This is a genomic window from Tistrella mobilis (assembly GCF_041468085.1).
Lineage (GTDB): Bacteria > Pseudomonadota > Alphaproteobacteria > Tistrellales > Tistrellaceae > Tistrella > Tistrella mobilis_A.
In genome coordinates, this window is the sequence record NZ_CP121017.1 from 2,774,077 (window position 1) to 2,797,145 (window position 23,069).

General features: G+C 68.5%; 23 protein-coding genes. 11 read left to right on the forward strand and 12 right to left on the reverse strand.

Features of this window, described 5'->3' with window-relative positions:
• The first annotated feature begins 222 nt into the window (after positions 1–222).
• Together P7L68_RS18330 and P7L68_RS18335 are read left to right on the forward strand one after the other, a co-directional pair.
• A complete protein-coding gene (locus P7L68_RS18330) occupies positions 223–936 on the forward strand; it encodes a DUF1045 domain-containing protein (RefSeq protein WP_372000526.1) in 714 nt (237 codons plus the stop codon).
• Positions 937–1,026: 90 nt separating this feature from the next.
• On the forward strand, positions 1,027–1,602 hold the full coding sequence (locus tag P7L68_RS18335) for a DUF805 domain-containing protein (RefSeq protein WP_372000527.1): 576 nt from the start codon (positions 1,027–1,029) through the stop codon (positions 1,600–1,602).
• Positions 1,603–1,608: 6 nt separating this feature from the next.
• Here P7L68_RS18335 and phnN read toward each other — a convergent pair whose 3' ends face one another.
• The 8 genes from phnN to phnG are packed head-to-tail and all read right to left on the reverse strand — an operon-like array spanning position 1,609 to position 8,088.
• Positions 1,609–2,181 carry a phosphonate metabolism protein/1,5-bisphosphokinase (PRPP-forming) PhnN gene (phnN, locus tag P7L68_RS18340; RefSeq protein ID WP_372000529.1) on the reverse strand — a complete coding sequence of 191 codons (573 nt, stop codon included), beginning with the start codon at positions 2,179–2,181 and terminating at the stop codon, positions 1,609–1,611.
• 2 nt (positions 2,182–2,183) lie between these two features.
• Entirely contained in the window at positions 2,184–3,323 is a 1,140-nt protein-coding gene (locus tag P7L68_RS18345) for an alpha-D-ribose 1-methylphosphonate 5-triphosphate diphosphatase (protein ID WP_372000530.1), read from the reverse strand.
• Positions 3,320–4,057: a phosphonate C-P lyase system protein PhnL gene (gene phnL / locus P7L68_RS18350; protein ID WP_372000532.1), complete on the reverse strand. Its 738-nt coding sequence runs from the start codon at positions 4,055–4,057 to the stop codon at positions 3,320–3,322. The genes P7L68_RS18345 and phnL overlap by 4 nt, the downstream gene beginning before the upstream one ends.
• 16 nt (positions 4,058–4,073) lie before the next feature.
• A complete protein-coding gene (gene phnK, locus P7L68_RS18355) occupies positions 4,074–4,883 on the reverse strand; it encodes a phosphonate C-P lyase system protein PhnK (protein WP_372000534.1) in 810 nt (269 codons plus the stop codon).
• Positions 4,880–5,818 (reverse strand): alpha-D-ribose 1-methylphosphonate 5-phosphate C-P-lyase PhnJ, encoded by a 939-nt coding sequence (locus tag P7L68_RS18360; protein ID WP_372000536.1) that lies wholly within the window; start codon positions 5,816–5,818, stop codon positions 4,880–4,882. The genes phnK and P7L68_RS18360 overlap by 4 nt, the downstream gene beginning before the upstream one ends.
• Positions 5,815–6,963: a carbon-phosphorus lyase complex subunit PhnI gene (locus tag P7L68_RS18365; protein ID WP_372000537.1), complete on the reverse strand. Its 1,149-nt coding sequence runs from the start codon at positions 6,961–6,963 to the stop codon at positions 5,815–5,817. The genes P7L68_RS18360 and P7L68_RS18365 overlap by 4 nt, the downstream gene beginning before the upstream one ends.
• Before the next feature lie 4 nt (positions 6,964–6,967).
• Positions 6,968–7,594 (reverse strand): phosphonate C-P lyase system protein PhnH, encoded by a 627-nt coding sequence (phnH, locus tag P7L68_RS18370; protein WP_372000538.1) that lies wholly within the window; start codon positions 7,592–7,594, stop codon positions 6,968–6,970.
• Positions 7,595–7,599: 5 nt separating this feature from the next.
• Positions 7,600–8,088: a phosphonate C-P lyase system protein PhnG gene (gene phnG / locus P7L68_RS18375; protein ID WP_372000540.1), complete on the reverse strand. Its 489-nt coding sequence runs from the start codon at positions 8,086–8,088 to the stop codon at positions 7,600–7,602.
• Positions 8,089–8,262: 174 nt separating this feature from the next.
• Here phnG and phnF point away from each other — a divergent pair, with 174 nt between their 5' ends.
• The 5 genes from phnF to recQ all read left to right on the forward strand — a co-directional run bounded on the left by phnF (position 8,263) and on the right by recQ (position 13,583).
• Positions 8,263–9,030 (forward strand): phosphonate metabolism transcriptional regulator PhnF, encoded by a 768-nt coding sequence (phnF, locus tag P7L68_RS18380; protein WP_345959169.1) that lies wholly within the window; start codon positions 8,263–8,265, stop codon positions 9,028–9,030.
• Between the two features lie 174 nt (positions 9,031–9,204).
• Positions 9,205–9,780, forward strand: coding sequence for a peptidylprolyl isomerase (locus tag P7L68_RS18385; protein ID WP_345959170.1), 576 nt, complete (start codon positions 9,205–9,207; stop codon positions 9,778–9,780).
• Positions 9,781–9,899: 119 nt separating this feature from the next.
• Positions 9,900–10,778, forward strand: a complete 879-nt coding sequence (locus tag P7L68_RS18390; protein ID WP_345959171.1) for a hypothetical protein — start codon at positions 9,900–9,902, stop codon at positions 10,776–10,778.
• A gap of 408 nt (positions 10,779–11,186) precedes the next feature.
• Positions 11,187–11,666: a peptidylprolyl isomerase gene (locus P7L68_RS18395; RefSeq protein WP_372000542.1), complete on the forward strand. Its 480-nt coding sequence runs from the start codon at positions 11,187–11,189 to the stop codon at positions 11,664–11,666.
• A gap of 54 nt (positions 11,667–11,720) precedes the next feature.
• Complete coding sequence (recQ, locus tag P7L68_RS18400) at positions 11,721–13,583, forward strand: DNA helicase RecQ (protein WP_372006876.1); 1,863 nt, start codon at positions 11,721–11,723, stop codon at positions 13,581–13,583.
• A 15-nt stretch (positions 13,584–13,598) separates the two neighbouring features.
• On the opposite strand, the gene P7L68_RS18405 is transcribed toward recQ, so the two are convergent.
• Both P7L68_RS18405 and P7L68_RS18410 read right to left on the reverse strand, forming a co-directional pair.
• Entirely contained in the window at positions 13,599–15,164 is a 1,566-nt protein-coding gene (locus P7L68_RS18405; protein WP_372006877.1) for an EAL domain-containing protein, read from the reverse strand.
• A gap of 158 nt (positions 15,165–15,322) precedes the next feature.
• A complete protein-coding gene (locus P7L68_RS18410) occupies positions 15,323–16,255 on the reverse strand; it encodes a DMT family transporter (RefSeq protein ID WP_372000544.1) in 933 nt (310 codons plus the stop codon).
• A gap of 553 nt (positions 16,256–16,808) precedes the next feature.
• Between P7L68_RS18410 and P7L68_RS18415 the strand changes: the two genes are divergently transcribed.
• Both P7L68_RS18415 and P7L68_RS18420 read left to right on the forward strand, forming a co-directional pair.
• Positions 16,809–17,948 (forward strand): patatin-like phospholipase family protein, encoded by a 1,140-nt coding sequence (locus P7L68_RS18415; RefSeq protein ID WP_372000546.1) that lies wholly within the window; start codon positions 16,809–16,811, stop codon positions 17,946–17,948.
• Positions 17,945–19,420 carry a L,D-transpeptidase family protein gene (locus tag P7L68_RS18420; RefSeq protein ID WP_372000548.1) on the forward strand — a complete coding sequence of 492 codons (1,476 nt, stop codon included), beginning with the start codon at positions 17,945–17,947 and terminating at the stop codon, positions 19,418–19,420. Before P7L68_RS18415 ends, P7L68_RS18420 begins: the two co-directional genes overlap by 4 nt.
• 225 nt (positions 19,421–19,645) lie before the next feature.
• On the opposite strand, the gene P7L68_RS18425 is transcribed toward P7L68_RS18420, so the two are convergent.
• Together P7L68_RS18425 and P7L68_RS18430 are read right to left on the reverse strand one after the other, a co-directional pair.
• Positions 19,646–19,921, reverse strand: coding sequence for a hypothetical protein (locus P7L68_RS18425; protein ID WP_345959178.1), 276 nt, complete (start codon positions 19,919–19,921; stop codon positions 19,646–19,648).
• Positions 19,922–20,136: 215 nt separating this feature from the next.
• The gene (locus P7L68_RS18430) at positions 20,137–21,063 is read right to left on the reverse strand and encodes a PhzF family phenazine biosynthesis protein (protein WP_372000551.1); all 927 of its coding nucleotides are present in this window, start codon (positions 21,061–21,063) and stop codon (positions 20,137–20,139) included.
• Positions 21,064–21,274: 211 nt separating this feature from the next.
• Between P7L68_RS18430 and P7L68_RS18435 the strand changes: the two genes are divergently transcribed.
• Both P7L68_RS18435 and P7L68_RS18440 read left to right on the forward strand, forming a co-directional pair.
• A complete protein-coding gene (locus tag P7L68_RS18435) occupies positions 21,275–21,715 on the forward strand; it encodes an OsmC family protein (RefSeq protein ID WP_372006878.1) in 441 nt (146 codons plus the stop codon).
• Positions 21,702–22,958, forward strand: coding sequence for a multidrug effflux MFS transporter (locus tag P7L68_RS18440; RefSeq protein ID WP_372000553.1), 1,257 nt, complete (start codon positions 21,702–21,704; stop codon positions 22,956–22,958). The genes P7L68_RS18435 and P7L68_RS18440 overlap by 14 nt, the downstream gene beginning before the upstream one ends.
• Positions 22,959–23,069: the final 111 nt, after the last annotated feature.

Below are 23,069 nucleotides of genomic sequence, written 5' to 3' on the forward strand. Positions count from 1 at the left end.
CCGTACCCCGGGCGGCCACATTGCGCGGCCCGTCGGCTATCTGATTAGCCGGCTTCGATGACGTTTCGGTGACGGAGCGGTAAAGCATTGATGAAGGGCCGCCCCCATGGCATCACGGAGCGGCCGGAGGGCCCTGCCCCCTAGACAAATCCTTGATACACATCCGTAATTCCGGATCTTTCCGGGTGGATGTCGCCCCGTGGTCATCAGGAGATCCGCCCCATGCCGGTACCGTACCGTGCCGCCCTTTATGTCATGCCCGGTGCCTCGGATCCGCTCGGCGCCTTCGGAGCGGCCTGGCTGGGCCGCACGGCGGACGGCGCCCCCCTGCCCCCCCGTCCGGTGGAGCCGGCGGGCTGGTCCGCCGCTGCGCTGGATGTCGTAACGGCCGAGCCGCGGCGCTACGGCTTTCATGCCACCCTGCGCGCGCCTTTCCGCCCGGCAGACGGCGTCGATCTGGACATGATCGAGGCACGGGCAGCGGATCTGGCCGCGGCCCTGCCCCCTGTGGTGATCACGCAGGGGCTGCAGCTGCGCCGGATCGCGCATTTCCTGGCGCTGGTCCCGGCCGTGCGCTCAGAGGCCCTGCAGAATTTCGCCGCCCGGATCGTGGAGGGGACCAATGATCTGCGCCGGCCGCTTGATGCGGACGACCGCGCAAAACGGCTGGCCAAGAGCCGCCTGACCCCGCGGCAGATCGAGCTGATGGACCGCTGGGGCTATCCCCATGTGCTGGAAGATTTCCGCTTCCACATGACCCTGACCGGACGGCTGCCCGAAGACGAGCCGGCCGTCGGCCGGCTCTTCGACGCCCTGGCCGGTGCCACCGCGGGTTTCGCCGGCCGACCCTTCATCATCGATGCCATCGCGGTCGCGGTTGAGTTCGAGCCGGGCGCGCCCTTCATTTGCCACCGCCGCTTCGCGCTCAGCGGTTGATGCGGCAGACGCGGGATGGGATGCTGACACGTCAACGACAACGGCGCAAAAGCGCGGCATCCCCCTACCGCATCCGAAGGCAGAATTTCCATGAAGGGCAAGGTCATCGGCTTCGACAGCCGGACGGGCACGGGCGCCATCGAGGGCGAAGACGGCCTGCGCTATGAATTCTCGGGCACCGAATGGCGGAGCGTCATCCGCCCCGAGGCCGGTGTGCTGGTCGATTTCAATCCCGAGGGCCACCTGGCCCAGGCGATCTTTCCGATTCAGGCGCCGGCCACCGCACGGGGCGGTGACGACTTCTCGTGGTGGGCGTTCTATGTCTCGTTCCGCGGCCGCACCACCCGCAAGCCCTATTGGCTGTATCTGATTCTGCCGGTCTTCGTGATCAGCATCCTGCTGACCCTGCTGGATGTGGGCCTCGGCACCTATGATGCCGAAACCGGGGGCGGGTTGTTCAGCGGCCTGTTCTCTCTGGTCGCGATCTGGCCCAGCCTCGCGATCGGCGCCCGGCGCTGCCATGATCGCGGCCGCAGCGGCTGGTTTCAGCTGATCATGCTGATCCCGCTGATCGGCTGGATCTGGCTGCTGGTCGAAATCGGCTTCCTGCGCGGCACCCGCGGGCCGAACCGGTTTGGCCCGGACCCGCTGGAAGGCCGCGCCTGAGCGGCTTTACCCGCCGATCGCGCGGATGAAGGCGGCCACCGCATCTTCCAGCGTGCCGCCATTGTCGACCACCACCACATCGGGCCCGGAAGGCATGTCCGCCCGGGCCCGGGCCAGGCGGCGCCGGATGTCCTCCGGCGTCTCCCGGCCGCGGGCGGCCAGCCGTTCGGCCAGCACCGCATCGGGGGCATCGACCACCACGATCCTGACCGGCGCCGCCCGCTGCCGGGCAGCGTCCAGCACCGCGCGCGACACATTGGCGACCACCGTCAGACCGTCGCGCCGCGCCGCCGTAACCGTCGCCGGAATGCCGTAGCAAAGGCCGTGGGCCTGCCAGTGCAGCAGGAAGTCGCCCGCTACCGCCCGGACCTCAAAACCGGCGGCGGTCTCGGGCTCGTGATCCTCGCCCCCGGCATCGGCCGGCCGTGTGATCACCCGCCGGGCGAAGAGATGGCGGCCGCGCGGGGCCAGTTCGGCCCGCGCGCGCTCCATCAGCGTATCTTTCCCCGCCCCAGACGGCCCCACCACCAGGCAGAGCAGACCGCAGGCGCCGGTCCCGGCCGCTGCCGCATCGGCCATGATCAGAGCACCTGCCGGCCGCGGCGCCAGACGTTCCGGATCAGCGGCACATGACCGTCGACCACCGAGAAGCGCACAAGATCCGCCTGCGCGCCGGCCGCGATCCGGCCGCGATCTTCCAGCCCGACCGCACGCGCCGGAATGTCGGTGACGGTGCGGATCGCGGCCGGAAGGCCGGCCACATCCGCCAGCATCACCGCCGCATGCAGCAGGCTGGCCGGAACATAGTCCGAGGACAGCACGTCGAGCAGCCCGGCCTTGGCGAGTGTTCCCGCCGAGACATTGCCGGAATGAGAGCCGCCCCGCACCAGATTGGGCGCCCCCATCAGCACCGCCATGCCGGCCGCCTTCGAGGCGCGCGCCGCCTCGATCGTGGTCGGGAACTCGGCCACCGAGCAGCCGTCGGCCTCGGCTTCGGCGACATGTTCTGCCGTCGCGTCGTCGTGAGAGGCCAGCGCATAGCCGCGCGTCCGCGCCTGCTCCACAACATAAGCGCGGTTGGCGGGGGCGTATTCCGCCTGCATGCGCTTCTGGTTGGCGATCATCTCTTCGATCTCGTCGGCACGCACGCCATGCTTGCCCATATAATATTCGCGGTACTTCGCCTCGTCGACGAACTGCCGCTGGCCGGGGGTGTGGTCCATGATCGACAGCATGCCGGTCAGCGGATGGCCGACCAGCGGCTCGACCAGCGCCTGCATGCGTTCATGCGCGATCTCGCAGCGCAGATGCAGAAGATGGTCGACACGCAGCAGGTCGCGGGTTTTGGCATCGGCCACCGCATCGATCATGTCGGCCAGATCGCGCGCCCGGTTGCCCTGCTTCAGATCGCCGATGGTCACGGCGTCGAAGACCGTGGTGATGCCGGCCGCAGCCAGTTCCGCATCATGTGCCCGCACGGCCGGCAGCGACGGCCAGCGCACCCCCGGCCGCGGCGCGAAATGCCGTTCCAGGTTGTCGGTGTGCAGCTCCACCAGCCCCGGGATCAGATGATCGCCCTCAAGGTCGATCGCGCCCGGCACCGAAGACACCCCCTCGGCCAGCTCGGCGATGCGGCCTTCCGCGACCACCACGGTCGCCCGCGGCAGCACGGTCTCGGGCGTCACCACCCGGGCATTGGTCAGGATGGTCTGGGTGGTCATGCTGCGGCTCCGGCGGGGGTGAGGGGCAGAAGGCGGGTCGCGAGGCGGTCGCGCACCGCCCGGTCGTGGAAGATGGCGACGATCGCCGCACCGTTGTTGCGGGCGGCTTCGATCAGCCCGCAGGCGGCATCGACATTGCCGGCATCGAGAGAGGCGGTCGGCTCGTCCAGCAGCAGCACCGGATGGCCGGCGGCCAGGCCGCGGGCGATGTTGACCCGCTGCTGCTCGCCACCCGAGAAGGTGGCCGGCGGCAGCGACCACAGCCGCTCCGGCAGGTTGAGCGCGGTCAGCAGTTCGGCCGCGCGCGCCTCTGCCTCGGCCGCCCCTGCCCCGCGCCGGCGCAGCGGCTCGGCGACGATGCGGAGCGTGGCGACACGCGGGATCACCCGCAGGAACTGGCTGACATAGCCCATGGTCCGGCGGCGGACATCCAGCACCTCGCGCGGCTCGGCCGTGCACATGTCGACCACATCTGCGCCATGGCGGACCAGAACCCGGCCCTGATCGGCCAGATAATTGGCGTAAAGGGTCTTGAGCAGGGTGCTCTTGCCGGTACCGGAGGGGCCGTCCAGCACCACGCATTCGCCGGGGGCCACCTCCAGATCGACCCGGTCGAGCACCGGCAGCCGCACGCCGCCCTGGGTGTGGAGCACGAAGGTCTTGGAGATGCCTTCGGCCTTGAGCCGCCAGCCTTCGGGCACCGGCATCGCCGCCCGGGCGGGATCTTGCGTCATCGGGGTCACCATCGGATCAGACCTGGAGCACGGAAGAGACGAGCAACTGGGTATAGGGGTGCTGCGGATCGTCGAGAATCTGGTCGGTCAGCCCCTGTTCGACCACGCGGCCGCGGCGCATCACCATCAGCCGGTCGGCCAGCAGGCGGGCGACCGCCAGGTCGTGGGTGACGATCAGCACCGACAGGCCCAGATCCTCGTTCAGTTCGCGGATCAGGTCGAGCAGCCGCGCCTGCACCGAGACGTCGAGCCCGCCGGTCGGCTCGTCCATGAACACCAGCCTGGGGCCGATCACCAGATTGCGGGCGATCTGCAGGCGTTGCTGCATGCCGCCGGAAAAGGTGCGCGGCAGGTCGTCGATCCGCCCGCCATCGATTTCAACCCGTCCAAGCCAGTCGAGCGCCCGGTCGCGGATCCGGCCGTAATGCCGGGCGCCCGTCGCCATCAGCGGCTCACCCACATTGGCGCCGGCAGAAACATCCAGCCGCAGCCCGTCGCGCGGATTCTGATGAACGATGCCCCATTCCTCGCGGGCCAGCCGCCGGCGTTCGGCCTCGCCCATGGTCACCACATCATGGGTGGTGCCGGCGCGGTCGGTGTAAAGCGCCTGTCCGCCATCGGCCTCGATCCGGCCCGACAACATGCCGAGCAGGGTGGTCTTGCCCGACCCGCTCTCGCCCACGATGCCCAGCACCTCTCCCGGCCACATCCGGAACGAGACGTCGGTGCAGGCGATGGCGGCGCCGTAGCGCTTCTCCAGCCCCTCCACCGCCAGCAGCGGCCGGGCGGGGGACAGCGTCTCTGCGGTTTTCGCGATCGCGTTCATCGCGCACCCTCCTCGCCCGGGTGAAGCGGGGCATCCATGCCCGGCCCCTCATGGCCGGCCTCGCGCCGGCTGGTGCAGTGATCGGTGTCGGAGCAGACGAAGATCCGACCGCCCCTGTCGTCGACGATCACCTCGTCCAGATAGCTGTCGGTGGCACCGCACAGTGCGCAGGGCCGGTCCCAGCCTTCCACGTCGAAGGGATGATCCTCGAAATCCAGGCTGCGCACGGTGGTATGGGGCGGGATCGCATAGATCCGCTTCTCGCGTCCTGCACCGAAAAGCTGCAGGAATGGCGCATCGTCCAGCTTGGGGTTGTCGAATTTCGGGATGGGCGACGGCCGCGCCAGATGGCGGCCCGCCACCATCACCGGATAGTCATAGGTGGTGGCGATGCGGCCGTGGCGGGCGATATCCTCATAGAGCTTCACATGCATCGCACCGTATTCGGCCAGCGCATGCATGCGCCGGGTCTCGGTCTCGCGCGGCTCCAGCCAGCGCAGCGGCTCCGGAATCGGTACCTGATAGACCAGGATCTGGTCGTCGGTCAGCCGGGCCTCGGGCACGCGGTGGCGGGTCTGGATGATCGTCGCCTCGCGGGTCCGTTCGGTGGTCGCCACACCGGCGGTGCGGGCGAAGAAGCGGCGGATCGAAACCGCGTTGGTGGTATCGTCCGCGCCCTGGTCGATGACCTTGAGCACGTCGTCCCGGCCCAGCACGGCGGCGGTCACCTGAATGCCGCCGGTGCCCCAGCCATAGGGCAACGGCATTTCGCGGCTGGCGAAGGGCACCTGATAGCCGGGGATGGCGACGCCTTTCAGGATCGCCCGGCGGATCATCCGCTTGGTCTGTTCGTCAAGATAGGCGAAATTGTAGCCGTCGGTGCTGTCGCCATCGGCTTCGGCAGCAAGAACGGTCGTCGTCGCGGGGGAGGTCATTCTGCCGCGTCCCTGTCCTGGTCGTCAGCGTGCTGGTCGTCAGCGCCCTGGTCGTCGGCATTCCGGTGGTCGCCATGTGCGCGGCGCAGGCGGCGGACCATGTCGAGTTCCGACTGGAAGTCGACGTAATGCGGCAGCTTCAGATGCTGCACGAAGCCCGAGGCTTCGACATTGTCGGCATGGTAGAGCACGAATTCCGGATCCTGCGCCGGGCCCATCACCGCCTCGCCCAGCTCGCCTGCGCGCATCGCCCGGTCGACCAGCGCCATGGCCATGGCCTTGCGCTCCACCTGGCCGAAACCCAGCCCATAGCCCCGGGTGAATTGCGGCGGCGCCGCAGCCGTGCCCCGGAACTGGTTGATCATCTGGCATTCCGTCAGTTCGATCTCGCCGATTTCGACCGCAAAACCCAGCTCTTCGGGAACCATCTCGACGGCGACCCTGCCGATGCGGATCTCGCCCGCGAAGGGGTGGCTGTTGGCATAGCCGCGCTGGGTCGAATAGCCGAGCGCCAGCAGGAAGCCCTCGTCGCCGCGGGCGAGGCTCTGGAGCCGGAGCGCCCGATCGGCCGGAAAGTCCAGCGGCTCGCGGGTGAGGTCGGGTACCGTCTCCTCGTCCTCGTCCGCAGCAGGCCGTTCACACTCGATCAGCCCTTCATGGTTCAGCAGATCGGTGACCCGCGGCATCGCATCGTCCAGCGGCTCGGCCAGCGGCAGAACCGGCTCGGGCACTATGCCGCCCTCAAGCAGGCCGAAATCCAGCAGGCGATGGGTATAGTCGAAAGTCGAGCCAAGCACCTGGCCGCCCGGCAGATCCTTGAAGGTCGCCGAGATGCGCCGGCGGATGGCCATGCGCGCGGTATCGACCGGTTCCGTCGCGCCGAAGCGCGGCAGGGTGGTGCGATAGGCCCTCAGCAGGAAGATCGCCTCGACCAGGTCGCCCTGGGCCTGTTTGATGGCGAGCCCGGCGAGTTCGGGATCATAGACCGAGCCTTCGGTCATCACCCGGTCGACCGCCCGGCCCAGCTGGCCGGTGATCTGGTCGACGCCAAGCTCCGCAACCTGCGGGTCGCCGCGGCGGTCTTCCGCCAGCAGCCGGTGGGCATTGGCGATGGCCGCCTCGCCGCCCTTGACCGCAACATACATCGGATCAGCCCTCCGGGGTGATGCGGGTGGTGCGCGGCAGGGCCGCCAGGCGATCGCCCGCCGTCAGCACGATGTCGAGCCCGCGGGGATAGAGCGGCGCCAGCGCCGCGCGGGCGGCAACGAAGCCCGCCGGCAATCCGGTCACCGCCAGATGCGCCGCGCCATTGATGCCGGGGCCTTCCAGCCGCCAGCCTGTCGCGGGCTCGGCCGACAGCGTCTCGACCTCGATCACCAGCGTGGTGGAACGATCGGGATAGGCATCGGTGCCGAGCGCAAAACGATCGGGCGCCGGCATGGCCGCCGGATCGCCGATCACCGCAAAGGTCGCCTTGTCGGGTGCGATCGCAAGCGGGGCGCCGGTGTGGAAGCGCAGATACGGCAGGGCCGGGGCTGAAACCCGGTCGAGCCAGACGGGGGTGTCGTGATCGGCCAGCGCCAGCAGCACGGCGGCGGCGGCGCATGACAGCGGCCGGTCGAGCCCCGGCACCGCCGTCACCCGCCGGATGCGGCCGGGGCGCGCCATCGCGTCCAGCACCGCGCGGAAGGTGGTCTGGGCATCGCGGACCGGTTCGGGAAAGCCGGGAGCGAGGCTGGCGAGTGCGGCCGCCGGCCTCTCGGATATCGGGCTCATCTGCATCACTCCCCGCGGACCATGGTGAAGAATTCCACCCGGCTCGCCGCCGCCTTGCGCGAGGCAAGGGCCCGGGCCTCGGCCTGTTCGGCCGCCAGCGGCTCCACCAGATCGCGCATCAGCCGGGGGCCGTGGGCACTGGTCTGGAGCAGCGCGTCCAGAACCGCCACCAGTTCGGCCTTCACCCGGTCGCGGCCGGCGACATAGCCGACCCCGGCCTCGCCATCCTTCAGCCGCACCACGGCGCGCGAGACGGTCATCTCGCCCAGATTGAACCGGGCCCCTGCCCCGCCCGCGCGGCCACGCACCATGGCGAGCCCTGTCTCCGGGCGGCGCAGGGCCACGGCCCCCGCCAGCACGCCGGCCCGGCCGCCGGGCAGATCATCCAGCGCCGCGTGCAACCGGGCGCGATCGGCCCGGGCCAGCACGGCCAGCCAGCGCCTGCGCGCCGCCTGATCCGCCGTGCCGCCGGCCGCTTCCGCCGTCATCGTCATCGGACTTGTTCCTTCCGTACCCGCGTCGTAGCGGATGTCGACAACTTGGTATATTTGTATAGACATCCGTATCTCTCAAGGGCATGATGCCCCCATCACCGCCTGAGGGCAAGCCCGGGTGGGTGACGTTTGCATGACGATGCGGTACCGCAGCAGGACCAGAAGGGGGATCGGATGGCCATCGACCGGGAACCGGGGGTGACGCTCTGGCGGCAGATCGAGCGGGTGCTCGCCGACGAGATCCAGCGCGGCATCATGACGCCCGGCGCGCAGCTCGCCACCGAACACCAGCTGGCGGAACGCTTCGGCGCCAACCGCCACACCGTCCGCCGGGCGATCCGCGAATTGAAGACCCGCGGGCTGATCCGGGTGGAACAGGGTCGCGGCACCTTCGTGCATGAAAACGTGATGGACTACGCCCTGGGGCCCCGCACCCGGTTCAGCGCCAATCTGAAAGCGCAGGAGCGGCGCCCCGCCGGCATGCTGCTGGAAGCGGCCGCCGTTGCCGCCACCGGCCGCATCGCCGAGGGGCTGGGCGTCCCGGAAGGGGCGCCGCTGATCTATCTCACCACCCTCTCCTTCGCCGACAACGTGCCGGTCAGCCTGGGGCGGCATTACCTGGATTTCGAACGCTTCCGCGGCATCGACGAGGTGTTCCGCGAGACGCCCTCCATGACCCTCGCCCTCACCCGTTTCGACATCCACGACTATACCCGCGGCCGCACCCGCATCACCGCGCGCATGCCCTCCGCCGAAGAGGCCGGCCTGCTGCGCCAGCCGCCGAACCGGCCGGTGCTCAAGACGGAATACATCGACGTCGATGTAAATGGCCGCCCCGTCCAGTACGGCATCACCCTGTTTGCCGGCGATCGGGTTCAGATCGTCACCGACCCGCGCCATCCGGACGCCGCAGACAGAACCGATGCATCGACATCGATGTAAATCGTCCGCAACGCCGCCGACCACGGCATGACCCCGGAGAATTTCCCGCCCCGGGTCAATAACTTACGGCAGATCCCCGCAGCGAATTTCGGTCCACGGGTTGGTTTCGGCGTGCCGATCCCCTATATTTCGCTCGAACCCGCCACAACGACCATGATCAGGACCCCTCGCTTGGTGACGATCAGCCGACGCGCGGCCCTCGGCCTTCTTGCCGGCGCCGCAGCTGCCACGGGTATCGCAGGAAACGCCCTGGCCCAGACCAACCCGGCCCCCGCAGGGGCACCGGATCCCGAGAACACCCTGGTCATGACCCTTGCGTCGGGCAAGGTTCTGATCCGCCTGCGTCCGGACATCGCGCCGGGGCATGTGGCGCGGATCAAGGAACTCACCCGGCAGGGTTTCTATGACGGCGTGGTCTTTCACCGCGTCATCCCCGGCTTCATGGCCCAGACCGGCGACCCCACCGGCACCGGCCGCGGCGGGTCGGGCAAGAAGCTGAAGGCGGAACTGTCGAACACGCCCTTCCGGCGCGGCACCGTGGGCATGGCCCGCGGCAGCGACCTGGACAGCGGCGACAGCCAGTTCTTCATCTGCTACGACCGCGCCGGCCACCTCGACGGCAGCTATACCGTCTGGGGTGAAGTGGTCGAAGGCATGGATCTCGTCGACCGCATCGCGCCCGGCGAACCGCCGCGGCGCCCCGACCGCATCGAGAAGATGCAGGTCCTGGCCGACGCAGCCCCGAAGTAATCCCACAGCCGCGGCGGCCCGAAAGGCCGCCGCGGGCCGTTCCATCTGTCCGTTTATCAACTCGAAGTTGATAGGTGATGCAGCAGACTTTCCGGATCAACAAGCAAGGAGGATCTCCCATGAACAGCGGCCGTCCCGATACCAGTCTCTGGGGCCCCGGCAAGGCCATGTTCGATGATGTGTACAACCTCTCGGATCCGGCAGCGTACTGGCAGCGCCTGGCACCTCTCGATTACCAGACCCCCGAGATCGCCGCAGGCTTCTACCGCTCGCTGCTCGGCAGCCTGGCGGTGGCACGTGGCCGCGGGTCGCTGAAGCTGATCGATCTGTGCAGCGGCTACGGCGCGCTGCCGATGATGTTGAACCACGACCTGCAGCCTGGCACGCTGCACCGGCTCTATACCGATCCCAAGCGCGCAGCCCAGCCTGATGATGCCGGCCGGATCGCCTATGACCGCAACATGCTCCAGCGCCGCAAGGCGGCGGCCCAGCACCGCATCGCCGGTGTCGACGTGGCCGAAAATGCGCTGCGCTATTCCCGCACCGTCGGCCTGATCGAACGGGCCTTCGTCGAGGATCTGGAGGCGGCGGCGCCGAGCGACGAGCTGGCCCGCTGGGCGGCCGATACCGACGTGATCGTCGAGGCCGGCGGCATGGGCTATGTCGGCGAGGCGACCATCGCCAGGCTGATTTCGGCGGCCGAAGACGGCCGCAAGCCCTGGGTGCTGTCGATGCCGGTGCGCACGGTCGACACACGCGACCTGGAAGAAATGCTGGCCGATCACGGCTATGCGGTGGAACACAGCTCCAAGACGTTCCGCCACCGCCGCTTCCACGATCAGAGCGAGCAGACCGCCGCGCTCGACCGCCTGGCCGATTTCGGCATCGACACCGGCGGCGCCGAAATCGACGGCTTCTACCGCGCCCGCCTGCTGGTCGCCCGCCCGACGGCGGAAGCCGCAGCCTGGCCCATCCAGGCCCTGCTGCCGGCCGCGTGACCTGCAGGATACGGCCCGGCTTTCAGCCGGCCAGAACGACGACGGGTGATCGCCACAGGCGGTCACCCGTTTTTTGTGGGGTGCGCCCCGCTACCAGGCCGGCACGTGGATGCCTTCAAGAGCTGATCGTCTGAATGGCGGTCAATCTCACTGATCTCGCCCTGCGGGGTCGGAGAACAGTGGCTTCTATATCCGGACCTTTCGGCGCATTCCGCCGCCCATGCCCGCGATGGCACACCTCACCGCCGCCGCCTTTTTCACCCCCCCGGCTTTTTCGCTCGCATCGACGGATGATCGGGCTAGGATGGGGCGCGTCAGCGGTGAACCCGGTTGCGGGTGGTGCCGTGTGGCTTTTTGACGATCCTGCATCCACATCCTTCCGACCACCCGTTACGGAGCCCTCCGCTCATGACCGACACCGCGCTCGACCCCGAGAACACGCTGGTGATGACCCTGGACCACGGGACGGTGGTGATCCGCCTGCGTCCCGACCTCGCGCCCGGCCACGTCGCCCGCATGAAGGAACTTGCGCGCGAAGGCTTCTATGACGGCATCGTCTTCCATCGCGTGATCGAGGGCTTCATGGCCCAGACCGGCGACCCCACCGGCACCGGCCGGGGCGGTTCGGGCAAGAAGCTCAAGGCCGAGTTCACCAAGACCGCTTTCGAGCGCGGCGTGATCGGTGCGGCCCGCACCCCCGATCCGGACAGCGCCGACAGCCAGTTCTTCATCTGCTTCGCCCCGGCCCGCTTCCTCGACGGCCAGTACACCGTCTGGGGTGAGGTGGTCGAGGGCATGGAGGCGGTCGACAAGATCGCCCGCGGCGAGCCGCCGCGGAAGCCCGATGCGATCAAGAGCCTGAAGGTGCAGGCCGACATCCAGGGCTGACGCGCAACCTTGGATACGCCAGACACCACGTCCCGGGGCGGCGACGCCCCGGACATCACGACCGCTTCGAAGGCCGCGACGCGCGACCCGGCCGAAGTCCTGCACGAGGTCTTCGGCTACAAAGCGTTCCGCGGCCTTCAGGCCGAGATCGTGGACCATGTCACCCGGGGCGGCGACGCCCTGGTGCTGATGCCCACCGGCGGCGGCAAGTCGCTCTGCTACCAGATCCCCGCCCTCTGCCGACCGGGGGTCGGTATCGTGGTCTCGCCGCTGATCGCGCTGATGCAGGATCAGGTGGAAGCGCTGCGCCAGCTGGGCGTGCGGGCTGCGGCGCTCAACTCCACCATCACCTTCCGCGAGGCGATGGCGATCGAACAGGCGATGCGCCGCGGCGAAATCGACCTGGTCTATGTCGCCCCCGAACGCCTGCTGACCGAACCCTTCCTGCGCCTGCTCGACGAGATCGAGATCGCGCTGTTCGCGATCGACGAGGCGCATTGCGTTTCGCAATGGGGCCACGACTTCCGGCCGGAATACCGCCGGCTGACGGTGCTGCACGAACAGTGGCGCCATGTCCCCCGGGTGGCGCTGACCGCCACCGCCGACGCCCCCACCCGCACCGATATCCAGACCCATCTGGACCTTGGCCAGGGCCGGGTGTTCCTGTCGAGCTTCGACCGCCCCAACATCCGCTACCGCGTGGCGCCCAAAGAGACCCCGCGCCAGCAGATCAAGGATTTCCTGGACCGCCACCAGGGCGAGGCCGGCATCATCTACTGCATGTCACGGGCCAAGGTGGAAGAGACCGCAACCTGGCTGACATCCGAGGGCATCGACGCCCTGCCCTATCATGCCGGGCTCGACAAGGATGCCCGCGCCCGCAATCAGGACCGGTTCCTGAAAGAGGACGGGCTGGTGATGGTGGCGACCATCGCTTTCGGCATGGGCATCGACAAGCCGGATGTACGCTTCGTCATCCATCTCGACCTGCCGAAATCGCTGGAAGCCTATTACCAGGAAACCGGCCGCGCCGGCCGCGACGGCCTGGCATCCGAAGTGCTGATGCTTTATGGCACGCCCGACATCGCCCGGATCTATCAGCTGATCGAAGCGTCGGAAGCGGCCGACACCCAGAAACGGGTGGAACGGCGCAAGGTCGACGCGCTGGTCGGCTTCTGCGAAACCACCCGCTGCCGCCGCCAGGTGCTGCTGGACTATTTCGACGAGCACGGCACGCAGCCTTGCGGCAATTGCGACACCTGCCTTGAACCCGCCCGCACCTTCGACGGCACCGTCATCGCCCAGAAGGCGCTGTCGGCGGTCTATCGCACCGGCCAGCTCTTCGGCGCCGCCCATGTCATCGACGTGCTGACCGGCACCGTCACCGACAAGGTCCGCCAGTTCGGCCACGACAAGCTCAGCGTCTTCGGCATCGGCAGCGAGCTGGACAAGCGCGGCTGGAAGGCGGTCTTCCGCCAGCTGGTCGCCCATCGCCTGCTGGTGGTCGATACCGCCGGCCATGGCGGGCTCCGGTTGGGCGACAACGAGACCTGCCGGCCGCTGCTGCGCGGCGAAACCAGTCTGACACTGCGCGAAGATCCGGCGCCGCGCCGCCGCGGCCGGGGCCCCGCCCGCGACCGCAGCCGGCCCGAACGCCCGAGCCTGGCCGGCGAGGACGAGACCATGTTCCAGGCGCTGCGCCGCCTGCGCCTGGCGCTCGCCCGCGCCCAGGGCGTGCCGCCCTATGTGATCTTCCACGATGCGACCCTGGTCGAGATGGCCCGCAACCGGCCGCTGGACGAACGCGCACTCGCCGAGATCCCGGGCGTCGCCTCCACCAAACTCAGCCGCTATGGCGACGCCTTCCTGGCCGTGCTGCAGGGCGAGGATCCGGAGACGGTAGCAGACGGGTTCTGACCCCGCCCGGCCGGCTCAGACGATGAAATCCTGTGCCGCCACCGGCCGGCCGAAGAACCAGCCCTGGCCCAGCGCATCCGGATGCTCAACGGCCAGATAACAGGCCTGAGCCTCGGTCTCGATACCCTCGACGATCACCTCGGCCCCCAGAAGCCGGGCGAGCGCAAAGATCTGCGGCACGATCGAGGCGCTGATCGCGCCGGTGCCGATCGCCCGGGTGAACAGCCGGTCGATCTTGATCGCATCCACCGGCAGTTCGCCCAGATGGGCCAGGCTGGAATAGCCGGTGCCGAAATCGTCGATATGGATGCGATAGCCCCGGCGACGATACCGGGCCACCGCCGGTGCCAGCTGCTGATATTCGGCCGTCGATCGCTCGGTGATCTCCAGCGCGATCCGCTCTGGCGCGATGCCGAGCCGGCGGGTTTCGGCTTCCAGGAGATCGAAGATGTCGGAATCGAGCAGATCCATGGTGGTGACGTTGAGCGCGAGGCGGAAATCGCCCGGCCCGGTCAGATGCGGCGCCATTTCTTCCAGCGCACGGATCAGAACATAGCGGGCAAGCTCGCCGCTCAACCCGGTCCGTTCCGCGACCGGCACGAAGATGTCGGGCGGGATCTCCCCGCCCTCGGGCCGGTCCCAGCGCACCAGCCCCTCGGCCCCCACCACAATGCCGTCCCGCACGCGCACGACCGGTTGATAGACCAGCCGCAGACGGCCGGCAGCCAGCGCCCGGCGCAGGTCATGTTCGATCGACTGTTTCGGCCGCCGCCCCTGGGTTGCGGCCAGGGCCGATGCGGCCCCGGCCAACGCCCCCAGCAGGGCCACCCCGGCAAAGACCGGCCTCGGCTGGCCCAGTATGCCCCTGTCGCCGGGAGCCGCGGCAATGCAGACATCGAAGCGGCGGGAACAGGCGGATGCATAGAACTGATCATGCAGCATGACACCGCCCTCCACCGCCCTGACGCTTAACGGATCCGGGGGCGTCCCCTCGCTGGTGCGGAAAACGCGACCGGTGCTGCGCGCATAGCTCATCACCAGCCGGTCGGCGTTGCGCATGAAATCGTAGGCAGCGTCGGAGATGAACACGATCGTCCGGCCAAACGCGATCATGTCGGTGGTAAGGCGCCGGGCGCTCTGATCGCGCGACGCCGTCCAGACCCGCGCCCCGCTCGGTGACAGGTAATCGGGCGGGTCCAGCGGGCTCGACAGGTCCAGGCGCCCCCAGGCGGCGGTACAGAGGATGTGATCGCCGCTCAGACGGCCGACATCGCGGATCAGATGCGCGGCGAAAACCCGCTGCCGCAGCAGGGTGAGATCGAGTTCGGAACAGGTGGCAGCCATGTCCTGGTTGGCGGCCACCAGCATACGGGCGACTTCATCCGCAACCTCGTCCGACCGTGCCACCATCTCGGTCAGATGCGTCTCAAGCGCCGCATCGGACATACGCCGGGCAACGAGTTCTCCTCCGGCAAGCGCCAGTGCCGCCCCCGCCACGGCAGCCGCGAGCAGAAGTGATATCAGCCAGTTACGGCCAGGCCCTGCCCGATCGGTCCGTCCGTAAAGACCCCGCGACAGCATTGACAACTTATTAACCCTCGCCCCCATATCGAGCACCGCTGCATCCTGCAACAGGGTGGCTCGCGACTGGGAGTGTATATGTATAAATGCCGAAACGTACAGAGGCAGGCTATGGAATTTATGGAGAATTTTCTTAAAAACTAATCCAAATCTCCTCGTTATCCACGCCTTGCAAGGCGAACACCTGTAATGACCACAACTGCCCCCAGAAGACGGGCCAGGGTGAGGTCTTCCCCCAGAAACAGAACAGCAACGGCCACGGCGATCACCGGGGTCAGATAGGTGAAGACCATGGCCCGGGCGACACCCAGCCGGGCGATACCTTCGTACCACCAGACGAAGGCAAGGGCAGAGGCGAAGACGACGCTGAATCCCCAGGCGGCCCAGTCGGCGGCCCCGAGCGCCGCCCAGGGCTGATCCGCCAGCCCCGGCAAGGCAAGCAGGCAGAGCGCCAGGGCGCCGAACAGCATGGTCCAGGCGGTCACCGCCAGGGCGCCCAGCCGCGCCAGCAGCTGGCGCGACAGCGCCGAATACAGCGCCCAGGCCGCGGCGGCACCCAGCATGACCAGATCGCCGGCCAGATCGCCGGTATCGAGATGAAGCCCGGTCAGGCTGTTGTTGACCACCAGCGCGACACCGGCAAAGGCGACCAGGATGCCCGCCCAGGCCCGCAGCCCCGCCTTCTGGCCGGTCAGATGGCCGAAGATCGCCCCGAAGATCGGCGCCGCCGACATGACGATCGCCGCGCTCGACGCGCTGGTCATGTGCAGGCCGGCGGCCCAGAAGCCCTGAAAGGCGGTGATGCCCACCAGCCCCAGCCCGATCAGCGGCAGAATGTCGCGCCGTTGCAAATGCAGACGCACGCCGCGCAACCGCAGCAGGATCAGCAGCAGCACTGCGCCAGTGATGTAACGCGTTGCCGAGAAGGCAAGCGGGGACATCTGATCCAGCACTGATTTCGCGATGGGAAAATTGACCCCCCAGATCGCCGCGACCGTCAGCACCTGCGGGACGCCGCTCTGGAACGGCCCGCGCCGGTCGCTGCCCGACGGGTCGGTGGCTTCTGCCCGCGTCGCTCCTTTGGCCTCCATGGTCCATCCTCCCGATCCTGCCGGCCGCATGTTTGTTGGTCGCGCGCATGGCCATCCTCCACCGCGGCGACGGGTGATCCTGGGCCGCGCCCCACCGGAGCGTCAAGCAAACGTATGATCGGTGAATCGGGTCCTGATCCGGCCAACCGCTGGCAGATGTCCCTTCAAGGTCACAGCCGGAAGGGTTTTGACACGCCCAGGGCACGGATCGCCGGGGCAAGATCAATCCCGATGGTGAGCGGTCGATATGCCTCGCCCGGCAATCGACCCTGACCGCGACGCCGACCAGGCCGAGTGGACGCACGCTCTCCAGCAAGCCTCAACCCTGTCGCCTCTTGCGGCGGCCGCATCGCGCGGCCGCCGTTTTTTTTGCAAACGGGGGTGCGGCGATGGTTGCGGCACAGCCACAACCCGTGGCATTCCGGGCGCATGCCCACGAGCGGACTTTGCAGGACGGCCCGTCTGCGCCTATATCGCTGGAGTCAGATTCGTGCCGCAATGCGGCACCCGGGTTCCGGCGGTTTCCGGGACGATGAGGGGCAGGAACGACCGCATGACCGACCGCGCGCCCGACCGCCGGGTCAGGGACCATGTCGACGATCCGGTGGGTGACACCGCGCAGGTGACGGATGCCCGGCGCCGCCCGCAGACCCATGCCGAGCGCGAGGCGCGCTCTCCCGCCAGGACACGCCCCATCACCCTTGCCCTTCAGGGCGGCGGATCGCACGGCGCCTATACCTGGGGCGTGCTCGACCGGCTGCTGGAAGACGACCGCTTCGGCGTCGAAGCCGTCAGCGGCACCAGCGCCGGGGCGCTGAACGGGGCAGCCCTGGTCGCAGGATTCGAAACCGGCGGCCGCCAGGGTGCCCGCGACGCCCTGAACCGGCTGTGGGAGGCGGTGATGGAGGCCGGGCGCTACAGCCCCCTGCGGCGCACCCTGCTCGACCGGCTGATGGGCGGCTGGAACATGGATATGAGCCCGGCCCGCATGCTGTTCGACCTGACCAGCCGGGTGCTGTCGCCCTATCAGCTGAACCCGCTCAACATCAACCCGCTGCGCGATGTGGTCTCGGAAGCGATCGACCTCGACGCCGTGCGCAAATGCGGGGCGATGAAGCTGTTCGTCTCGGCGACCAATGTCCGCACCGGCAAGATCAAGGTGTTCGAGAACGAGGGCATCACCGCCGAAGCCCTGCTCGCCTCCGCCTGCCTGCCCTATGTGTTCCAGGCGGTCGAAGTGGATGGCGATGCCTATTGGGATGGCGGCTATATGGGCAATCCGGCGATCTTTCCGCTGATCTATGGCGCCCGCAGTGCCGATGTGGTGATCGTTCAGGTGACACCGATCAACCGCGACGAAATCCCCAAGACCGCGACCGAGATCTGGGAACGGGTCAACGAGATCAGCTTCAATTCGTCGCTGATGCGCGAAATGCGCGCGATCGGCTTCGTCGCCCGGCTGCTCGACGAGAACCGCCTGGACCCGCAGCGCTACAAGCGCATGCGGGTCCACTGGATCGACGGCGAACAGGAGATGGTGCCGCTCGGCAGTTTCTCTAAAATGAATGCCGATCGCGATTTCATCCTGCATCTTCGCGACATCGGCCGCGCCTCTGCCGACACGTGGCTCACCGTCAATGCCGATCTGGTCGGCAAGCGGTCGAGCATCGACCTTGTGGAGAAATTCCTGTGACCACGGTCCCTGCCGCTCTCCGACATCTGACCGCCGCAGCCCTGATCTCCGTCGCGGTCGGCGTCGCCCTGCCTGCCCAGGCACAAGGCGTTGCCGCAGGCGCCACGGGGGCCGCCGCACAAAAGGCCGCCGCCGCCGCCAAACCGGTGCCCCAGGGGCCGCGCGGCATCATCGGCCGGATCGAGACGATGACCGCGAAGCATGAAGACACGCTGGTCGATCTGGCCCGGACGCTGAACGTCGGCTATGTCGAACTGCTGGCGGCCAATCCGGGTGTCGAGCCCTGGCTGCCGGGCGAGGGCACGAAGATCACGGTGCCCACCGCCCATCTGCTGCCCGACGTGCCGCGCGAAGGCATCGTGGTCAATATGGGCGACCTTCGGCTCTATTACTTCCCGAAGGGTGGCGGGGCGCCGCTCAGCTTCCCGATCGGCATCGGCCGCGAGGGCTTTGCCACGCCCTATGGCGTGACCCGCATCACCATGAAGCGCGATGGGCCGACCTGGACGCCGACGCCTTCGATGCGCGCCCGCAACCCCTCCCTTCCCGCCTTCGTTGGCCCCGGTCCGAACAACCCGCTCGGCACCCATGCGATGAATCTGGGCTGGCAGAACTATGTGATCCACGGCACCAACCGGCCCTATGGCGTGGGCCGCCGGGTCAGCCAGGGCTGCGTGCGGCTTTACCCCGAAGACATCATCAAGCTGTTCGGCATGACCGAAAGCGGCACCAAGGTGACAGTGATCGACCAGCCGGCCAAGGTGCAGGTGATCGACGGCCAGCTTTATCTTGAGGTCCACCCGACCCAGCTGCAGGTCGATCAGATCGAGGAAGTCGGCCGCTTCACCCCGGAAGCCATGCCCGAGGTGGAGCCCAAGGTCGCCGCTGCCGCAACCAGGGCCGGCATCAAGGTCGATTGGGAAGCCGTGACCCGCGCCGTCATCGAGCGCACCGGTCTGCCGGTGAAGGTGAGCGTCGGCGGCGGCACGATCCCCGAACTGGCGGCACTGCCCGTCAATCCGGTGCGGACGCCGGTTGAAAAGACCCTGCCCGGCCAGCAGTCGGTGCCGGCGGAAGATGGCGGACCGGCACGGATGACGCCGGTCTCGGCCACCGCGGCCCCCCAGGCACCCGCGGGCAGCCTGCCCAAGCCGGCGGTCGATCCGCGGAAGGATCCGCTGACGGCCCATACCTTCCCGGCCGAGCTGAAGCCCGCACAGCCGATCGCCCGACCGGCAGAGCCTGCCAATGTGGTGACGCTGAGCGTCTCTCCCGCGGCACGCGCCGCAGCCGAAGCCCGGGCAGTGCAGCCGGTGGCGGCACCCACCACCGCCCCCCTTCCGGCGGCCGCCGCCATCCCGCCCGTCACCGCCAATGCCGCACCGATCACGCAGCCGGCACAGCCGGCGGCCATCGACACCCGCATCCCGCGCGGCGCGCCGGTGCAGCTGATCCAGCCGGTCGCGGACTGATCGGGGCTGCCCCGGTTGCAGCCTTGCGACACGGGGCAGATCAGCCTCTGGAAACAAGAAGGGCCGGCGGAACATGTCCGCCGGCCCTTCTTTTCGTCGACGTCCGGTGATACCCGGATCCGGTGGACGTCCTCCGCCGCAGCGGAAACCGGATCCAAGCGAAACCCCCGGCAGAACCAGGTCTGACCGGGGGCTTCCGTCGCGCCGGTTACCCGGCGCGAGCGATCACTTGCGCTGGCCGGCGCTGAAGGCGCGCTCGGCGCGCTCGGCGGCCCGCTCGGCGCGATCGGCCGAAGCGGCAGAGGCCTGGGCGCTGCGGGCGCTCTCGGCGGCCGAAGCGCGCGAGGCATCGGCGCTCTGCTTCGCCGAGGTGGCGGCAGCCTTCGCCTCGTTGAGGAGCATACGATCCTCGTCCGAGAGGTTCGCGCAGCCGGCGACCGCGATCAGGGCGGTGGCGCCGAAGAGGGGCAGCGCAACGCGCTTGATACGGTTCATGGTCATGGCACATCTCCAGTTGTCTGGGCAGCATGTGGCGCACCCACATGCGTACCGAGGCGACCGTAGCACAACACCTGTCACGTTTCACCGGTCTGCGGAGGGCGGACCGCACGGCATCGCATCACACCCGGGCTCTGTTGCCCGGATGCAACAGGACTGCGGCATCTGTAGCAAATGTCCGTTTATACTGTGGACGCAGGGCGTCTGAGACCACACCCTCATATGCCGCTGATAAGTCTGCCGGTGGTCATCATCACGGCCCGACCCGCCAGGCGCACCGCGGAAATCCCGGTGTGATCCAGGTCGATCTCAAGATCCAGCCGGCTGGGACGGCCCATCGCCTCTCCCTGAAAGATGGTCCAGGCAACGGTCCCCCGCCCCGTTTCGATGCCGGCCAGCCAGGCCGCAAGCGCCATGGCCGCCGATCCGGTGGCCGGATCCTCGCCGATACCGGCGGCGGCCCCGAACATCCGCGACCTTACCCGCCGCGCCGCCCGATCCACCACCATCGGATAGACCAGACGCGAGGGTGCCCCCTCGGGCAGAACACGCGCCAACGCCGATGGATCCGGACGGCAGCGATCCAGATCCGCATCACGCGTCAGCGGCACGAACAGGAAAGGCATCCCGGCCGAGGCGACCAGCGCCCCGTCGGCGATCGCCTCGTCCGGCAGGGACAGAAGTGCGGCGAGGTCGGCCCGGCCCGGGGCATCGGCCACTGCGGCGGGCCGGCGTGGAGCACCCATCACCGCCCGCGGCAGCCCGCCCGCAGCATCGGCCAGGATATCGACCGGCACCGGGCCGGCCATTTCCTCGATCACCACCCGCACCGGGCTGCCGTCGCCGGGCAGGCCGATCCGCCCCAGATGCACCAGGGCCAGTACGCCGCCGATCGTGGGATGGCCGGCGAAAGGCAGCTCGATCTCAGGCGTGAAGATGCGGAATCGCAGATCACAATCCGGCCGCGTCGGTGGCAGGACGAAGGTCGTCTCGGACAGGTTGAATTCGCGCGCGATGCGCTGCATCGCGGCCTCGTCCAGCCCGGCCGCATCGGGCAGCACCGCCAGCGGATTGCCACCGAAGGCCTGGTCGGTGAAAACGTCGGCCGTCAGAAAGGCACGCCCCCGGGCATCAGCGACGGACATGGATTCCTCCCCGCATGGTTGAGGACCAGAAGAGAACGATGCGCGGATCTTGCACCGGCCCTGCAATCCGCGCCAGCCCGACCTGCGGGCATCCGGGCTGGCCGCGCCGCCGGGGGCGTGGTTTACTCGACGGCCGCCGCGACATGCGGGCAACGGAATGAATGGTCCGCCATACGGACCTGGTGTGAATGGACGGATGACGATGACGACGATGACCGCGCGGGTGTCCTGGCTGGACGGCATGATGTTCGTGGGCGAAAGCGGCTCGGGACATACGGTGGTGATGGACGGGGCCGCCCAGCACGGCGGCCGCGATCACGGGATCCGACCGATGGAGATGCTGCTGCTCGGCATGGGCGGCTGCAGCGCCTTCGATGTCGTCCAGATCCTGAAGAAGGGTCGCCAGCCGATCCAGGGCTGCCGGCTGGAGATCGAGGGCGAACGCGCCGAAACCGAGCCCAAGGTCTACACGAAGATCACCGTGCGCTACGTCGTCTATGGCGACGGGCTGGATCCGGCCAAGGTCGACCGGGCGATCAAGCTGTCGGCCGAGAAATACTGCTCGGCCTCGATCATGCTGGGCAAGACCGCCGAAATCGACCATGTCTTCGAGATACGGCCGGCGGCGGCGGCACGCGATGCCGAGGTCTGACACACCGCCGGAACTGCGCGCAGCAGCCGTCCGCGGCGGTGCGACCGACGGCCGGCCCGGCGGCGATGCGCCGCTCTGGATCCTGGTCGTCATCACGGCCATCGGGCCGGTAGCACTCAACCTGTTCGTGCCGTCGATGCCGGCGGCGCAGCGCGGGCTCGGCCTCAGCGATGCCGCCATCCAGCTGACCCTCACCCTCTATCTGGTGGCGCTGGCCGGCGCGCAGCTGATCTACGGCCCGGTCTCCGACCGCTTCGGCCGGAAGCCGCCGCTGATCTTCGGCATGCTGTGCCTGGCGCTGGGCAGCGTCGTCGCCGGTTTCGCCGAGGATGCCGTGCAGCTGGTCAGTGGCCGGGTTCTGCAGGCGATCGGCGGCTGTTCCGGGCTGGTGCTGGGCCGGGCGATGATCCGCGACCGCCATGATCCGTCCGAGGCCGCCTCGCGGATCGCGACGGTCACGCTCGCCATGATGCTGGCACCGATGCTGACCCCGGCGGTCGGCGGCTATGCCGATCAATGGCTGGGCTGGCGGGCCGGGTTCTGGGCCATCACCGCCATCGCGGCGGCGATCTTCGTCTCGGTGGCCCTGCGTCTGCCAGAAACCCATCACGACCGCCGGCCGATGCCCGGCCTGGCCCCCATGCTGCGTGCCTATCGCGGCCTGCTGGCCGATCGCGGCTTCATGGGCCATGCCGGCGCCGCCGGTTTCGGAACCGCCGCCTTCTTCGCCTTCGTCGCCGGCGCACCTTACGTGATCATCGAGCTGATGGGCCGCACCCCGGCGGAGTTCGGGCTCTGGTACATCGTGGCCTCGGGCGGCTACATGATCGGCAACATCATCACCGCGCGCCTCGCCTCGCGCGTCGGGCCGATGCGTATGCTGACGGCGGGCGCCGTCGCCGCGGTGCTGGGCTATGGCTCGCTGATCCTGGCGGCCGGTCTGCTGCCGATGGCGCCGATGACCATCTTCCTGCCGATGACCGGTATTGCGCTCGCCAACGGCATCATCCTGCCCAATGCCACCGCCCGTGCACTGGTGGCAGGCGGCACGGGCAATGTCGGTGCGGCGGCGGGGCTTGCCGGCTTCCTGCAGATGGGCGGCGGCGCCGTCGCCTCGCAGGTGATCGGCTGGACCCGCGGCGCCGATGCCTGGCCGCTGGTCTTCGTGCTGGTCGGCTGCGGCCTGGGCACGCTTCTCTGCACCCTTGTCGCCTGGGGGGCGGAACGGCGCCCGGCCGGCTGACGTCCTGCTCCGGAGCAAAATTCCGTCCGGATAACACCTGCCCGGATAACACCTGTCCGGATAACACCTGTCCGGATAAAAAAAGGGACCGCACCGAGCCAGAAGGTGCGG

Excerpts from the sequence above, each read along its gene's own strand:
- P7L68_RS18330 (WP_372000526.1), top strand. The coding sequence starts at position 223 with ATGCCGGTACCGTACCGTGCCGCCCTTTATGTCATGCCCGGTGCCTCG.
- P7L68_RS18335 (WP_372000527.1), top strand. The coding sequence starts at position 1,027 with ATGAAGGGCAAGGTCATCGGCTTCGACAGCCGGACGGGCACGGGCGCC.
- phnN (WP_372000529.1), bottom strand. The coding sequence starts at position 2,181 with ATGGCCGATGCGGCAGCGGCCGGGACCGGCGCCTGCGGTCTGCTCTGC.
- P7L68_RS18345 (WP_372000530.1), bottom strand. The coding sequence starts at position 3,323 with ATGACCACCCAGACCATCCTGACCAATGCCCGGGTGGTGACGCCCGAG.
- phnL (WP_372000532.1), bottom strand. The coding sequence starts at position 4,057 with ATGACGCAAGATCCCGCCCGGGCGGCGATGCCGGTGCCCGAAGGCTGG.
- phnK (WP_372000534.1), bottom strand. The coding sequence starts at position 4,883 with ATGAACGCGATCGCGAAAACCGCAGAGACGCTGTCCCCCGCCCGGCCG.
- P7L68_RS18360 (WP_372000536.1), bottom strand. The coding sequence starts at position 5,818 with ATGACCTCCCCCGCGACGACGACCGTTCTTGCTGCCGAAGCCGATGGC.
- P7L68_RS18365 (WP_372000537.1), bottom strand. The coding sequence starts at position 6,963 with ATGTATGTTGCGGTCAAGGGCGGCGAGGCGGCCATCGCCAATGCCCAC.
- phnH (WP_372000538.1), bottom strand. The coding sequence starts at position 7,594 with ATGAGCCCGATATCCGAGAGGCCGGCGGCCGCACTCGCCAGCCTCGCT.
- phnG (WP_372000540.1), bottom strand. The coding sequence starts at position 8,088 with ATGACGATGACGGCGGAAGCGGCCGGCGGCACGGCGGATCAGGCGGCG.
- phnF (WP_345959169.1), top strand. The coding sequence starts at position 8,263 with ATGGCCATCGACCGGGAACCGGGGGTGACGCTCTGGCGGCAGATCGAG.
- P7L68_RS18390 (WP_345959171.1), top strand. The coding sequence starts at position 9,900 with ATGAACAGCGGCCGTCCCGATACCAGTCTCTGGGGCCCCGGCAAGGCC.
- P7L68_RS18395 (WP_372000542.1), top strand. The coding sequence starts at position 11,187 with ATGACCGACACCGCGCTCGACCCCGAGAACACGCTGGTGATGACCCTG.
- P7L68_RS18405 (WP_372006877.1), bottom strand. The coding sequence starts at position 15,164 with ATGCTGTCGCGGGGTCTTTACGGACGGACCGATCGGGCAGGGCCTGGC.
- P7L68_RS18410 (WP_372000544.1), bottom strand. The coding sequence starts at position 16,255 with ATGGAGGCCAAAGGAGCGACGCGGGCAGAAGCCACCGACCCGTCGGGC.
- P7L68_RS18415 (WP_372000546.1), top strand. The coding sequence starts at position 16,809 with ATGACCGACCGCGCGCCCGACCGCCGGGTCAGGGACCATGTCGACGAT.
- P7L68_RS18425 (WP_345959178.1), bottom strand. The coding sequence starts at position 19,921 with ATGACCATGAACCGTATCAAGCGCGTTGCGCTGCCCCTCTTCGGCGCC.
- P7L68_RS18430 (WP_372000551.1), bottom strand. The coding sequence starts at position 21,063 with ATGTCCGTCGCTGATGCCCGGGGGCGTGCCTTTCTGACGGCCGACGTT.
- P7L68_RS18435 (WP_372006878.1), top strand. The coding sequence starts at position 21,275 with ATGACCGCGCGGGTGTCCTGGCTGGACGGCATGATGTTCGTGGGCGAA.
- P7L68_RS18440 (WP_372000553.1), top strand. The coding sequence starts at position 21,702 with ATGCCGAGGTCTGACACACCGCCGGAACTGCGCGCAGCAGCCGTCCGC.